This is a genomic window from Phyllobacterium sp. SL163, assembly GCF_049896885.1.
GTDB classification, from domain to species: domain Bacteria; phylum Pseudomonadota; class Alphaproteobacteria; order Rhizobiales; family Rhizobiaceae; genus Phyllobacterium; species Phyllobacterium calauticae.
In genome coordinates, this window is record NZ_JAFCVE010000010.1 from 141,034 (window position 1) to 155,804 (window position 14,771).

Annotated in this window: 12 protein-coding genes; 3 read left to right on the plus strand and 9 right to left on the minus strand. The window is 60.8% G+C overall.

What is annotated here, in order from left to right:
* Positions 1-19: 19 nt before the first annotated feature.
* The 4 genes from ACP7B1_RS21615 to ACP7B1_RS21630 are packed head-to-tail and all read right to left on the minus strand — an operon-like array spanning position 20 to position 4,602.
* Complete coding sequence (locus tag ACP7B1_RS21615) at positions 20-877, minus strand: PCC domain-containing protein (protein ID WP_346308510.1); 858 nt, start codon at positions 875-877, stop codon at positions 20-22.
* Positions 870-1,673, minus strand: a complete 804-nt coding sequence (locus ACP7B1_RS21620; RefSeq protein WP_346308509.1) for an SDR family oxidoreductase — start codon at positions 1,671-1,673, stop codon at positions 870-872. The genes ACP7B1_RS21615 and ACP7B1_RS21620 overlap by 8 nt, the downstream gene beginning before the upstream one ends.
* Positions 1,673-3,574 (minus strand): TRAP transporter large permease subunit, encoded by a 1,902-nt coding sequence (locus tag ACP7B1_RS21625; RefSeq protein WP_346308508.1) that lies wholly within the window; start codon positions 3,572-3,574, stop codon positions 1,673-1,675. Before ACP7B1_RS21625 ends, ACP7B1_RS21620 begins: the two co-directional genes overlap by 1 nt.
* Positions 3,575-3,585: 11 nt before the next feature.
* A complete protein-coding gene (locus tag ACP7B1_RS21630) occupies positions 3,586-4,602 on the minus strand; it encodes a TRAP transporter substrate-binding protein (RefSeq protein WP_288192232.1) in 1,017 nt (338 codons plus the stop codon).
* Between the two features lie 237 nt (positions 4,603-4,839).
* Between ACP7B1_RS21630 and ACP7B1_RS21635 the strand changes: the two genes are divergently transcribed.
* Positions 4,840-5,697, plus strand: coding sequence for an IclR family transcriptional regulator (locus ACP7B1_RS21635; protein ID WP_346308507.1), 858 nt, complete (start codon positions 4,840-4,842; stop codon positions 5,695-5,697).
* Positions 5,694-7,301, plus strand: coding sequence for an acyl-CoA synthetase (locus ACP7B1_RS21640; RefSeq protein ID WP_346308506.1), 1,608 nt, complete (start codon positions 5,694-5,696; stop codon positions 7,299-7,301). Before ACP7B1_RS21635 ends, ACP7B1_RS21640 begins: the two co-directional genes overlap by 4 nt.
* 2 nt (positions 7,302-7,303) lie before the next feature.
* On the opposite strand, the gene ACP7B1_RS21645 is transcribed toward ACP7B1_RS21640, so the two are convergent.
* Together ACP7B1_RS21645 and ACP7B1_RS21650 are read right to left on the minus strand one after the other, a co-directional pair.
* Entirely contained in the window at positions 7,304-7,924 is a 621-nt protein-coding gene (locus ACP7B1_RS21645; protein WP_346308505.1) for a class GN sortase, read from the minus strand.
* Positions 7,924-10,146: a marine proteobacterial sortase target protein gene (locus tag ACP7B1_RS21650; protein WP_426137253.1), complete on the minus strand. Its 2,223-nt coding sequence runs from the start codon at positions 10,144-10,146 to the stop codon at positions 7,924-7,926. The genes ACP7B1_RS21645 and ACP7B1_RS21650 overlap by 1 nt, the downstream gene beginning before the upstream one ends.
* A 221-nt stretch (positions 10,147-10,367) precedes the next feature.
* On the opposite strand from ACP7B1_RS21650, the gene ACP7B1_RS21655 reads away from it, so the two are divergent.
* On the plus strand, positions 10,368-11,147 hold the full coding sequence (locus ACP7B1_RS21655) for a helix-turn-helix transcriptional regulator (protein ID WP_346308503.1): 780 nt from the start codon (positions 10,368-10,370) through the stop codon (positions 11,145-11,147).
* On the opposite strand, the gene ACP7B1_RS21660 is transcribed toward ACP7B1_RS21655, so the two are convergent.
* The 3 genes from ACP7B1_RS21660 to ACP7B1_RS21670 all read right to left on the minus strand — a co-directional run bounded on the left by ACP7B1_RS21660 (position 11,144) and on the right by ACP7B1_RS21670 (position 14,615).
* A complete protein-coding gene (locus ACP7B1_RS21660) occupies positions 11,144-12,112 on the minus strand; it encodes an ABC transporter permease (protein ID WP_223614879.1) in 969 nt (322 codons plus the stop codon). The two genes, ACP7B1_RS21655 and ACP7B1_RS21660, sit on opposite strands and share 4 nt — an antisense overlap.
* Positions 12,109-13,623 (minus strand): sugar ABC transporter ATP-binding protein, encoded by a 1,515-nt coding sequence (locus ACP7B1_RS21665; RefSeq protein WP_346308502.1) that lies wholly within the window; start codon positions 13,621-13,623, stop codon positions 12,109-12,111. Before ACP7B1_RS21665 ends, ACP7B1_RS21660 begins: the two co-directional genes overlap by 4 nt.
* Before the next feature lie 92 nt (positions 13,624-13,715).
* A complete protein-coding gene (locus ACP7B1_RS21670; protein ID WP_346308501.1) occupies positions 13,716-14,615 on the minus strand; it encodes a substrate-binding domain-containing protein in 900 nt (299 codons plus the stop codon).
* Positions 14,616-14,771: the final 156 nt, after the last annotated feature.

A 14,771-nucleotide genomic window follows, 5' to 3' on the forward strand; every position in this document is an offset into this window, starting at 1 on the left:
GTTGCGGAAGAAGAGGTGGTCAGGCCTCTTCCAGACACAGTTCAAAGGTGATGCAGACGGGATTGTTGCCACGCACCAAATCACCGGACGTAATGCCGCCCTTGGTATCGACCATGGTGATCTCCACGCGGGTCGCACTGGAGTCCGCCGAAACAAACCCGCCGGTGATGAACACTTCCGTCGCGATATCCTCGACGCGGCCCCCATCGGCGTATCGGGCGCCGATCAGGCTGCCGACGCCGCCGCGCAGATGTGCCCCGGCAAAACCATGCTTGCGGCAGATCGCTTCGAGCGCGCCGGTGATGTCTTCGTTCGGGCGGACACGGGCGATGATTGTCCGCGGACCGGCGTCATCGGCCGCAGGTGCGCTGACCGGCACGGGATGGAAAATGGTGAATGCCGTTTCCGCATCCGGCTCCGACACCATGCGGATGGTCTCGACACCCCAGACCGTGGCGCGGATCGGCCGGCTGACGATTGTTTCGTGCGGCAGGATGTGGCCGGCGCAGCGCCTGCCATCCGGTTCGATCCAGGTGGCGTGGCAATGGATGAAGGCTGCACCGTCCCGCTCGCCGAACGTGACATTGCCACGTTCCATCAAAGTTTCACCCACGGGCGAAAATGTATCGCTGTACCACGCCGCATGAAGACCATCGGTCGAGAGCGCCGGCATGAGATAGTGGAACGGAGCAAAAGCGCCGCCTTCGATGACAAGCGCTGCGGCGCGCAGATTGGCGGCGGCAAGCGGAATGGCAATGGCGTCGTTGAGGCTGAGACCCGGCTGGAGCTCAAAGCTGAATCTACGCCCGGTGCCGGCGAAACTCTCGAACCGTTCCGCCGCCGCCGGGCCGGGTTGCTGCAACCGGCGCTCAGGCACCGACCACCGCCGAACAGCTCTGTCCGCCATCGACGGGCAGGCAGACACCCGTGATGAATTTTGCTTCGTCGGAGGCAAGAAAGACGGCGGCATTGGCGACATCGAACGCGCTGCCCATCTGCCCCAGCGGAACAAGGCGATTGCGTGCGGCGACCATCTCTTCGTTCGATGTGTAGTTGCCGGAAATCTGCTTGTAGATCAGCGGCGTATCGATCATGCCGGGCATGATGCAATTGGCGCGGATGCCGTGTGGTGCGTATTGCAGGGCAAGCGCCACAGTCGCCTGATTGACCGCGCCCTTGGCCGCGTAATAGGCGAAATAGGGATAGCCGGTCCAGCGGATGGCCGCCAGCGAGGAAATATTGACAATCGCCCCGGATTTGCGCGCCTTCATATGCGGCAGGACGGCCTTGGCAGTTCGGAACACCGAGCCGACATTGATATCGAGCGACATCCGGAATTTTTCGTCATCGAGGTCTTCCGGTCCGCCCGCTGTGGCGACGCCGACATTGTTGTGCAGGATGTCGATCCGGCCATAGCGCTCGATCGTGGCGTTCACGGCCTCTGTGACGGACGCGCTGCTCGTGACATCCGAGGTAACCGCCATGGCGGAAAAGCCCTCCGCCGCAATGATTGCTGCCGTTTCGTTGGCTGCTTCCTGTTGCAGGTCGATGCAAATGACGGTGGCGCCTTGGCGGGCGTAGGCGACGGCGGCAGCCTTGCCGTTGCTCCATCCGGGGCCGGACGAGCCTGCCCCGAAAACCATGGCGATTTTATCTTTCAGTCGTTCAGTCATCAGAGGAAGCCAATCGAAATCCACGGGACGGCAGCCACGAGAATGATGCCGAGAATGAGGGCGGCGAGATAGCCCCAGATGGGCCGCATGCCCTCGTCGGGATTGACCCGGCCAATGGCGCAGGCCGCATAATAGCCGACGCCGAAGGGCGGGGCGAAAAGGCCGATGCCCATCGAAAGGATCACGACCATGGCGTAGTGCACCTCATGCACGCCGACCTGCCGGGCGATGGGAAACAGCAACGGGCCGAAAAGCACGATGGCGGGTATGCCTTCCAGAACGCTGCCGAGAATGATGAACGCGACAATCGAAACGGCAAGGAATGTGATGGGACCACCGGGCAAGCCCGTCATGGCGGCGGCAAGTTCGCGCGAGAAGCCGGACTGCGTCAATGCCCAGGCCATCCCGGTCGCTGCGCCGATGATCAGCAGGATGGCGCCGGAGAGCGAGGCGGTATCCACCAGCATCGGCTTCAGCCGTGCCCAGTCGAACTGCCTGTAGATGAAAAGCCCCGCCACGATGGAGTAGACAATGCCGATGGTCGATACTTCCGTTGCCGTCGCCACACCCTCGACGACGGAGGCACGGATGATGAAGGGAAGCGCCAGGGCAGGCAGGGCGATGACAAAAGCCCGACCGATCTGCCGCCCGGTGGCGCGCGTCACATGCGACAGGTCCTCATGGCGGTAGCGCCGCCAGACGACGAAACACAGCATCACAGCGAGAACAACGCCGGGGAGCAGGCCGCCGGTGAACAGCGCCGCGATGGACACGCCGGTGACCGAGCCGATGGTGATGAGCACGAGGCTGGGCGGAATGGTCTCCGTCTGTGCGCCGGTGGCGGAGAGCAGGGCAACCAGATCGCCCGGCTTGGCGCCGCGTGCCTTCATTTCCGGGAAGAGCACCGGCGCGACGGCGGCCATGTCGGCGGCCTTGGCGCCCGATATGCCGGAGACCAGATACATCGCGCCGATCAGCACGTAGGACAGGCCGCCGCGCACATGCCCCAGGAGGCTTGCCAGGAACTGCACCATGGCGCGCGCCATGCCGGTCATTTCGATGAGCACGCCGAGAAACACGAAGAGTGGCACGGCGAGGAGAATAAGGTGCGACATGCCTTCGTCCATGCGGCCGATGACCACGATCATCGGCACGTTCGTCGTCAAAGCGAGATAGCCGAAGGTGGCAAGACCGAAGGAAAAGGCGATGGGAACGCCGCTGAGAACGAGGGCTGCAACGACACCCACGAAGAAGATCAGCAGATTGATGTTGCCCAGCGGCTTCAAAGAAGGGCCAAGCAGCCAGAAGACAAGCGTCAGCACGCCGATAAGGGCAATCGCCGTCACCACATGCCGCAGGTTCGACACCTGAAAGAGTTTGATAAGCGCCGAGACGATCATCAGTCCGGCACCGACGGGCAACGCCGCCGCGCGCCATGCATTGGTTATCTCCAGGGCCGGCGTGGTGATATAGGTTTCTTCGTGGGCATAGTCATAGGCGGGATAGACGATGAGCAGGAGAAATGCCATTGCGCCAACAATGGCGATGACATCGAAAAACGCCCGGCGCTGCGGGTTCATCATGCCGACCAGCGCCGTCATGCGCATGTGCTCGCCGCGCCGGAATGCCACCACGGCACCCAGCATGGCGAGCCACAGGAACAGGATTGAAGCGAGTTCATCCGACCAGATCAGCGGTTGATGCACGACATAGCGGGCGATGATGCCGGCAAACAGGATGACCACCTCGGCAACAACGAGGATTGCCACGGGAAACTCGACGAGATGGCCAAGCAGCCGGTCGAGTTTTGATGCGATGGAGTGGTCATTGCGGGGCGGGGGAGAAAGCATGCTTTCGCCCTCCGCCGCCACGGCGCCTTCGGTCAGTCTGAGCCCTGCCATCGGGTTCGCCCCTATGCCAGCTGGCCGACGACTTTTTCCAGAAGACCCCAGGCCTCCTCGCCATACTTGCCCTTCCATTCGGAGTAGAAGCCTGCCTTGCGCAGGGCATCGCGGAAGGGCACGGGGTCCGGCGTATTGAATTCAAGACCCTTGGTTTTCAAATCGGCCTGCAATGTTTCGGTGAGCTTGGCCACATCGTCGCGTTCGGCAAGGCCGGCGGCGTTGATGTGCTTGGCAACGACGGTTCTGATATCGTCGGGCAAGGCTTCCCAGGCGCGGCGGTTCGACAGGAACCAGAAGCCGTCCCACATATGGCTGGTCAGCGAGCAGTATTTCTGCACTTCATAGAGCTTGGCCGTCGAGATGATGGCGAGCGGGTTTTCCTGGCCCTCGACAACTTTGGTCTGCAGCGAGGAGTACACTTCGTTGAAGTTGATGCTGGCGGGTGATGACTGGAAAGCGGTGAACATCGATGTCCACAACGGGCTGACCGGAACACGGATCTTGAAGTTCTTCAGATCATCCGGTGTGGTGATCGGCTTGGTGCTCGATGTGATGTGGCGGAAGCCGTTGTCCCAGATCTTTTCCATGGCGACGAGATTCGATTTCTCGATCTGCTTGCGCACATGGGCGCCGAGATCGCCATCCATCGCCTTCCAGACGGTGGCGCTGTCGGGGAAGGCAAAGCCGATGCCATTGATCGACGCGGCCGGAACGAGTGTCGAGAGGATCAGGCCGGAGAGCGTGAAGAATTCCACCGCGCCGGAACGGAGCTGGCTGAGCGTGTCCGTATCGGAACCGAGCTGGCTCGACGGGAAGATCGACAGTTCGAAGCGTCCGCCGGTCTCCGCCTTGATCTTGTCGGCGGCTTCCTGCGCCCGGATGTTCATCGGATGCGACACCGGCAGGTTGTTGGCGTATTTATAGGAAAATTCGGCAGCATGGGCGGGACGCCGCATGATGAATGGACTGGCAACGAGCGTTGCAGCGGTGCCGGCCAGGACCTGGCGGCGTGACAGATTATTCATGTGATTTCCTCCCGAACAGCATGGCGCATTCCCCCGGAACTCATTGAACGAATGCAACCTCCATCGCACCGATTCAAATCATAGGTCCATATTATAGAATGCAATTCCTCCTAGAATTGGATAAAACAATAAACAAATGCTGGCATCTTGCAATATTTTTTATGCCATAGTTCAATAGAACAACAAAATGATCCACAATATGGATCAAAATGCGCGTGGGAGAGCATGGAAGAAAAGATGACGGCACCAGCCAGTCTCAACGGGTCGCAAAGTGTCGACAGGGCGCTGGGTCTTCTCAGTCTTGTCAGCTATTTCGGCGATCAGGGCGGATCGCTGAGTGAGATTGTCGAGCAGGGCGGCCTCAACAAGCCGACGACACGGCGTCTGCTGCTTGCACTCATCCGCTCGGGGCTGGTCGAACAGGATACGCAGACCCGGCGCTACTATCTCGGGCAGGAAGCCTATGTGCTGGGAACGCTCGCCACCCGCCGTTACGGCCTGTTGCAGATCACGCGCGACAGCCTCAGCATTCTCTCCGCCAAAACGCAGGATACCAGTTTTCTCTCCATCCAGCGCGAGACCTATGCGGTGTGCCTGCACCGGGAGGAGGGCACATATCCCATCCGCACCCATGCGCTGCAGGCGGGGTACAGGCATCCTCTCGGCGTCGGCGGCGGTTCATTGGCTATCCTTGCAACGATGCCGGATGACGAGATCGATATCATCCTGGCCGCCAACGAGGCGGTGCTGCTTGCCGATTACCCCAATCTTCCGCCGTGGCAGATCAGGGAGGATATCGCGGCAACGCGGGAACAGGGTTTTGCCCTCAACCCTGGGCGTATCCTTGCTAATTCCTGGGGCATCGGCCTTGCGATCCATTTTCCGGATGGGCGGGCCGCCGGTGCGCTGAGCATCGCGGCCATCGACAGCCGTATGCAGCCGGCGCGCCAGCAGGAACTGGCGGAGCTGATGCGTATCGAGGCGAAAAAGATCGAGGCGCGGCTGGCCCATCTCCAGCCGCTCAACGACCGGCCGAAACGGACTTTGGCTGCCGGTGTGAAATCCAGAGCAAGACCCGAACGGATGAAAGCATGAGCAGCACCGACGCAGCCCTGATCACGGCCATGTCGAAACGCGTGATGAACCTGTCGGGTTTCCTGGCGCAGACCGCGCGCCGCCTGCCTGAGGAAACAGGTTTTGTCTGGGGTGAAAAAAGCTGGAGCTGGAGCGTGCTGCAGCGGCGTGTCGATGCGATGGCTGCGGCACTGCAGAGCGAATTCGGTGTCGTCAAGGGCGACCGCATTCTGATCCAGTCGCAGAACTGCAACCAGATGTTCGAATCCATGTTCACCTGTTTCCAGTTGGGCGCCGTGTGGGTGCCGGCGAATTTCCGCCAGACACCGGATGAGGTCGCCTATCTCGCCAAGGCGAGCGGAGCCAAGGGCATGATCTGCGGTCACCTCTTCCCCGACCATGTCGCGGCAAGCCGGGACATGAACCCCGATCTCGCTTTCGTCATTGCCATCGGCAAGGCGGATTTCGGCGACGATTACGATGACATCGTCGCCCGCTTTGACGGCCGGAAAGTTGCAACGGCCGCCGTCGATCACGACGATCCCTGCTGGTTCTTTTTTACATCTGGGACGACGGGCCGGCCCAAGGCGGCTGTCCTCACCCATGGCCAGATGGCTTTCGTCATCACCAATCATCTCTGCGATCTCATGCCCGGCACCACGGAAAAAGATGCTTCGCTGGTGGTTGCGCCGCTGTCGCATGGCGCGGGCATTCACCAACTGACCCAAGTGGCGCGCGGTGCGAAGACGATCCTGCTGCCGACGGAGAAGTTTGACGTTGCCGAAGCGTGGAGGCTGGTCGAGAAATGGCGTGTGAGCAACATGTTCACGGTGCCGACGATCCTGAAAATGCTGACGGAACACCCGTCGGTGCATGAGCGCGATCACTCCTCCCTGCGCTACGTGATCTATGCCGGTGCGCCCATGTACCGGACCGACCAGATCCATGCGTTGAAGACGCTTGGGCCGGTGCTCGTGCAGTATTTCGGTCTTGGCGAGGTGACCGGCAACATCACGGTCCTGCCGCCTGCCTATCATACGACGCAGGATGGTCCCGATGCACGAATCGGTACCTGCGGCTTTGCGCGGACCGGCATGCAGATCGCCATTCAGGACGACACCGGCCAGGAGGTTCTGCCAGGCGAAACCGGCGAGATCTGTGTCATCGGGCCGGCGGTATTTGCGGGTTATTACGACAACCCCGAAGCCAATGCGAAAGCCTTTCGCGATGGCTGGTTCCGCACTGGCGATCTCGGCCACATGGACGAGGCGGGTTTCGTCTACATCACCGGCCGGGCATCCGACATGTATATCTCCGGCGGTTCCAACGTCTATCCGCGCGAGATCGAGGAAAAGATACTGACCCATCCGGATATCAGCGAAGTGGCGGTGCTTGGCATTCCCGATCCGGTGTGGGGCGAGGTCGGGCTGGCGGTCTGTGTTGCCCGCGCCGGCAGCGCCCCCGATGGCGAGGCCGTCATGGCGTGGCTGAACGGCAAGATGGCGCGCTACAAGCTGCCGAAGCGTTTCGTCTTCTGGCCGGATATGCCCAAATCCGCCTATGGCAAGATCGCCAAGAAGCTCATCAGGGAAGAACTGATCCGGCGGGGTGAACTGGACAGCTGATCTCATTCCAGCATCTGCGCTTTCACCAGATAGCGCATCGGTCCCGATGTAGCAGCATCGAAAGGCCAGCAGGTGGCAAGAACCAGATTCTTGCCGGCGGCATTGGTATCAATGCCGGACTGATCCCAGCGGACGACCGATGTTTCCGTGACCTGATAGATGAACGCCTTGCCGTCGCGCCGGGTAATCTTGACCGCATCGCCGATCTGCACGTCCTTCAGAAAGGCAAAATGCGTATCGCGGTGTGCGGCATAGACGGCGGTGCCATCCTCGCCTGCTTCTGCACTGCGGTCCACATGACCCGGGCCGAAGGCCAAGGCCTGACCGCTTGCGCCGTGCAAGGCGATGGAGGTTTCGCCGATACGCGGGAATTCAAGCCGTGCGACCGGCCAGGTATCCGCCCATGACCAGGGTTTGACCGGCTGGCCGGTTTCGATGCTCCGGGTAAAGGCACGGTCCAGAAGCACCTGCGCCACCATGGCTTTCGCGTGAATCCACAGGCCTTGGCTGACCAGTACCAGCCCGACCAGAGCCATCACGATCATTCCCGCCCGCAGGACAGGGCGGAAAACCGCCCTGCCTTTCTGCTTGGAGACGCCGTACCGTGTGCGGATCATGCTCATCATGCTTTCCCCATTGTCTTGCGGCTGAAGAAGAACATCCCGGCGCTGGCGAGGAACAGCATCAACCCGGCGATCATGCGCAGTTCCGCATCGGTTGCCGTCTGCGGCAGGGGAAGCTGATCGGCAGGAGCCTGTTGGACAACCGGCTTCTTGCCTGCCGCCAGCTTGGCAAACTGGACGTCCGGACCATTGTCGAGGCTGGCCTTGCGTGTTGCCTGTTCACCGAACACCTTGTCGAAATCCCAGCCTGCCGGGAGATTGAGCGGAACGTCGGCGCGGTTCAGCGGCTTGTCCTGCGGCCGTGTTGGATTTGTGTCGACGGCAACCAGACTGGTCAGGCGCGAGACGAGACTGTTTTCAAGTGCGAGTTTCAGAATGCGCTTGTCGGCTTCGTCACGGCTGATCTTGCCGAGGGTGCTTTCAACTTCCGCATCGGAAATCTTGCGGCGGGCCCAGAGTTTTGACAGGCCTTCGCCTTCGGCGGCCTTGGCAACCGGCAGCGTGACCTCCCAAGGCTGCGTGCCGATCATGCCCTTGATTGTCAGGATGCCGGAGAGCGAACCGAGCTTGGCGGCAATGACGAGCGGCTCGCCGCGATAGAGATCAGGCAGAATGGCCGGTGTTACATCGGCATTGCCGGAGGAGAAGGTGGCGCTGAGGTTGGTGATGATGGGACTTTCCAGCTTGGCAAAGAGATTGCGCATGCGCTCGTCCACCTGATCTGTTGAGCCGATGGAGGTAAATGTGCCTCGGCCAAGTTCAGCGGCGCGGTTCATCAGATAGTTGTTGGGAGCCGAGCCGATACCGACCATGAAGACCCGCGAACGGCCGAGCTTGGCGGCGATGGTATCGAGCAGTTGCTGTTCGTTGCCGATGGCGCCGTCGGTGAGGAACACGATCTGGCGGACAAAGGACTGATCATTGGGGCGCCGGTCATTGAGGGCTGCTTCCAGCGGGGCAAGCATTTCCGTGCCGCCGGATGCTTCGAGATCGCCGACAAATTCGCGGGCCGTGGCAACATTTCCGCGGTCGGCGGCAACAGTGTCCTGGAACAGCGCGGTCATGGTGTCATCAAAGCGGATGACGTTGAACCGGTCGGCGGGCTTGAGGCGGCTCAAGGCATAGTCAAGGCTGGCCTTGGCCTGATTCATCGAGGTTCCACCCATCGAGCCTGAGTTGTCGATGACAAAGACGATTTCGCGCGGGCGCTGTTCCTGCTTCTGTTCGACAACCGGCGGCGTGACATAGGCGAGGGCATAATCATGTTTGCCGACCGTTTCGCGGAACAGGCCGACAGCGGGTGCCTTGGCATTTTGCGGTTTCCAGGTCAGTTCGAAGTCACGGTCGGCTTGGTTGTCACCCGCCAGCGAGATGACCTGCGTCTGGGTGTCGATGGTTTCGGTGTTGATGGCATGGTGATGGCTCTTCACCTCGCCGAGGGCAAATCCAGCCTGCAGACGGACCTTGATGCTGACCGGATTGACCGGGGCGTTGATGCGCGGATCAAGCACGGGTGGCGTGATCTTGCTGCGATCGGGGACAGGATCGGCTGTGGTGCCCCAGCCTGAACCATCGGCCGCGAGGTCGGCGGTCTGCGTGATCGGTGCAGGATTGTAGCGCGGCGCGACAACCAGCGGCACGCGCAAGGAAAATTCATCGCCGGACAGGCGCACAGGCTCCTGATAGTCGATCTGCACAACAACCTGTTCGTGCGGGCCGATATTGGCGACGGAATTGGTGAAAAGGTTCGGCCGCTGCTGTTCAACCAGGCTGGCTTTCTGGCCGGCTGCCTTCGCCGTTTCATAGATGGCCTTGGCTTCCTTCTTTTCCTTGATGTTACCGACGATCACACGCTTGCCGACAACCATTTTGAGGGCATGCACGGCGCTGTCTTCCGGCAGCGGATAGGCGTAAACCGCCTCGACCCAGCCATTGGACGGGTTGGTGAATATCTGGGTGATGCGGGCGCGAGCCGTCGGACCGCTGACGACGATGTCGACATCCGTGGCGACACGCGGCGCTTCGATGTAGCGACCGGCTTCCGAACTCTTCAGCAGAAGCGTGCCGGATTTGACGTCATCGAGGGTGACAAGTGGCGAGCGGGCGGTTTCGGCATGCGCCGTCGCCAGGCTGAAAAAGAATACGGCGAGCGCAATAAATGGCAGACCAACGACGTTGATCAACCAGAGTGCCTGGCAGGTACGGCGCAGCCAATGGGGCATCGCTCGAGGAGATTGCTGGGTATGGAAGGTTGCGGTTTTCATCGGGAAAGCTCCTGTTGGTGCTCCCATCGGGAAGCTTTCCCCATTTCATACATGGGCCTTTTTGCCGCCAGCGTAAGCTTCGGGAATGTTCCGCACGGCCCCGTCACGAGATGTCTTGCCCCTGACGGCCTTGTGTGGATATGTGAAGGAATGTACGTGATTTGACGGGAGCGGGGCGTATGGCCGGGGATATCGACAGTCAGCTATCGGAGCGGCAGAACCAGGCGGTTGCCACGAAGATCCGCGAGGAGATGGCCCGCCGCCGGGTTTCGCGGCAGTATCTGGCCGACCAGGCGAAGATCAGCCTGTCCACCCTGGAAAAGGCGCTTTCCGGCCACCGGCCGTTTACATTGGCCACGACCATTCGGCTTGAAGAAGCACTTGGCATGCGCCTGCGTGCGGCTGACCTGCTCGATAGCCCGGTTACGGTGAACAGTGGACATGCCAGCGAGGAATTCGGCGCCTATTCCCGTGCAGGAACCGGGTGGATTGAAGGCCGGTATCTGACGTTGCGCCCTTCCTTCGGTGATCCGAAGGCAATCTTTGCCTATTGCACCGAGATCGGCTGGAACGATGCCGCATCCAATCTGCGGTTCATCGAAAAGGAACGGCTCGATGCGGCCTTTACCCAGCAAGGTACGGTGGCGATCCCGAATCTCTCCGGCCACATCTATCTCGCGACCAATACATCGGGCCAGCAGCGCCTGATCATCGTTTCGCGCCCGTCCATTACGGGCGAAATGTACGGAATCCTGACAACATTGCAGGCGGGACGCGGCGCGCAATTGACGCCGATCTCCGCACCTATCGTTCTCATTCCGATGGCATCCATACCGGACGCGCAGTTCGGGCGCATCGCGCCCGATCACGGCAGCTACGCGTCCTATCTCGCCTATCTCAAACGCACGGTGGAGGAACCGTTCGCCGTGTTCCTCCCCGGGCCTGCCGGTCGGGATTAGGCCCGCATCGATTTGCTGCGCACGTCCAGCCAGACGGCGAAGAGAATGACGATGCCCTTGAAGATGAGCTGGTAGAAATAGGGGACGGCCAGCATGTTCATGCCATTGTTGATGACGCCGATGATGAGCGCACCGAGAATGGTGCCGACCATGGTGCCGACGCCGCCGGCAAGGCTGGTGCCGCCGAGCACGACCGCGGCAATCGCGTCGAGTTCATAGCCCATGCCGGCATTGGTCTGGGCCGAGGAAAGGCGCGAGGACAGCAGGATGCCGCTGATCGCCGCCATGACGCCTGAGATCATGAAGATGATGATCTTCAGCCGGTCGACGCGGATGCCGGAATAGATCGCCGCCTCGCGGTTGCCGCCGGCCAGATAGGCGCGGCGGCCGAAGATCGTGCGGGAGAGGACGATGTGGTTGATGGCAAAGAGCGCAATGACGATCCAGATGATGATGGGAAGGCCAAGCCAGCTTTCGCTGCCGATGGCCAGCCATGTTTCATTCTCGATGGAAGCGGGCGCGCCGTTGGTCGGCAGGCTGACAGCGCCGCGATAGATGCCCATGGTCGCAACCGTGACGATGAAGGACGGCAGCATGAGTTTTGCCGACAGGACGCCGTTGAGCCCGCCCATGATGGCGCCGGCCGCCAGGGTGATCAGCACAGTCGGCGCAAAGCCAAAACCCATGGAAAAGGCCTGTGCCGCGACCATACCCGCCACCGCGATGATCGAGCCGACGGAAAGATCAATGTCGCCGAGCAGTATCACATAGGTCATGCCATAGGCAGCAACTGCAATCACAGCCACTTGCTGCATGATGTTCATGAAATTGTTGAAGGCGAGAAACCGCGGGCTGATCGAGGAAAAGACCAGGCACAGGATGATCAGCGAGATGACGATGCCACCATATTGCCGGATGAGGGGGGAAGCCAGAAGCGCCTGCTTCGTCTCGGTCGAATTGCTCATTGGTGTATTCCTGCTGCATAGGTCATAACGGTTTCGGGGCTGAGGCCCTGCGCATCCAGCGTTTTTGCCACGCGCTTGTCGTGCATGATGACAAGCCGGTCGCTGAGGCCGAGCACTTCGGGCAATTCCGACGATACCATCAGGATCGCCGTCCCGGCGGCGGCAAGCTCGCGGATGATGCGGTAAATCTCGAATTTCGCACCGACATCAACGCCGCGTGTCGGTTCGTCAAGAATGAGTATTTTGGGCTGCGTCTGGAGCCATTTGGCAATGACGATCTTTTGCTGGTTGCCGCCGCTGAGCGAGCCGGCAGGGGTATCGATGGAGGCGGTCTTGATGGCAAGGCGCAGGACTTCCGTCTTGGCCGCCGCCCGTTCGCGGGCCGGGCGGGTAAAGCCGAACTGTCCGGCCAGTTGGCCCAGCGCGACCATGTTGATGTTGCGCTCGACGCTGTGCTGCAGCACCAGTCCCTCTTCCTTGCGGTTTTCCGTCACGAAGGCGATGCCGTGACGGATCGCATCGGCCGGGGAGCGCAGATGCACGGGATTGCCGTTGAGGCGGATCGTTCCGGCCGGTTGCCCGAAACCGAACAAGGCCTTCATCACATCGGAGCGGCCGGAACCGATCAGGCCGAAGAGACCGACGACTTCGCCCGGCCGCACGTCCAGCGAGACATTTTCGAATTTTCCTGTTTCGGACAGGTTCTCAACCGCAAGGACCGGAGGCACCGCAGATGAGGGGCGTTCGACAAGGCGCGGCGGATAAATGTCCTTCATCTCCCGCCCGACCATCAGGGCGATCAGGCCTTCGATGCTCGTGTTCTGCTTCTCCGTTGTCGCGACAAAAGAACCGTCGCGGATCACCGTGATATCATCGGAAATCCGCATGATTTCCTCCATGCGGTGCGAGATGTAGATGATGGCCGTTCCCTTGGCCTTCAGGCGTTCGATGATGGTGAAGAGGATTTCCGCTTCGCTGTCGGACAGCGAGGATGTCGGCTCGTCCAGGATGACCACGTCGGCGGGACGGCTGAGCCCCTTGGCGATTTCCACCAGCTGGCGCTGGGCGATGGACAGATCGCCGACCTTGGTGCGCACATTGACGGGCAGGCCGAGGTCTTGGACGATCTGCGCGGCCTGTGCGTTGAGATCGCGTTCATTGATGAAGCCGAACCGGTTGGGTTCATGCGTCGCCAGAATGTTTTCGGCAACCGACAGGTTGCGGCAGAGGCTGAGCTCCTGGAAGACGATGCTCAATCCCAGTGCCTTTGCTTCGATAGGGTTTTTCGGCGCATAGGGCTCGCCGCGCAGCGTGATCGAGCCCGATGTCGGCTGGAACAGGCCGACGAGAATTTTCATGAGCGTGGATTTGCCGGCACCGTTCTCGCCCAGCAGCGTGTGCACACGCCCGGGCCGCACGGAAAGGTTCATGCGCTTGAGTGCCGTCACGGGACCGAAGGTCTTGGCGACGTCCTTGATTTCAAGCACGGGTGCGTTGGATGAAACGGCCATGAATGACAGTCCTTACCGGAGGTCTTCCTGAACTGCCACCCGCGAGGCGGTCCTGCGCGGGTGGCACTGTTGATTGTTGACGTTGGCGGGGGTTACTTTTCTTCGCCTGCCTTGGTGACAACGCCCGGAACGATCGGCTGCTTGGCGTCAACGGTCTCGCCCTTGATGACCTTGCCAGCGGTCGCAACCGCAACCTTGCCCATCTGGTCCGGATACTGTGCGATCACGCCGACCATGACAGGATCGTTCTTGACCGCATTGCGGGCTTCTTCCATGCCGTCGAAGCCGATGACCTTGACCTGATCCTGCAGCTTTGCCGACTTGACGGCCGAGGCAGCGGCAAGGGCCGCATCGTCGCCGAAGCCGAAGATGCCGACGACATCGGGGTTCGCCTGCAGGATGTTCTGGGCGGCGGCAAGCGCCTCGGGACGGGTGATGCCGGTCTGGATGGAGACGATCTTGATATCGGGATGCGCGGCAATCGCCTTCTTGAAGCCTTCGACGCGATCAACCACCGACTGCACCGTCGGGTAGTCGATGACAGCCACATTGCCCTTGTCGCCGATCTGCTTGGCCATCAGCTCGCCAGCCTTGACGCCGCCGGTATAGTTGTCGGTGCCAACATGCGAGGTGACTTCAACGCCCTTGGCGGGAACGTCCACGGTGATCACCTTGATGCCAGCCTTCTGCGCCTTGGCGATGGCGGATTTCACGCCCGTGCTGTCCACAGGCGAAATGATGATGACGCTGACGCCCTTGGTGATGAAATCTTCCACATCGGCGAGCTGCTTGTTCAGGTCCTGATTGGCAATCGCGATTTCAAGCGGCAGGTTTTCCGCCTTGGCTTCCGCGGTCATTGCCGAAGCAAGCGAGATATAGAACGGATGCTGCTGGGTGAGCAGCGAAGCGCCGATACCTTCGGCAAAAGCGCCGGTGGCCATCAGTGCGGCGGCGCCAGCAAGCAGCAGTTTGGTGAAATGGGTACGGATCATTGTTCCCTCCAGAACAGTTGTTTTCTCGAAAGCCGGCAGATGGGCATTGGCGATACACAACCGGATACTGCATGGCCGTTCTGCCGTGCTTCGTCCGTTGGCGATGGCCGATGCTCCTCCCACCTTCGTCCGCCGCATGGATGTTCAATTTATGTT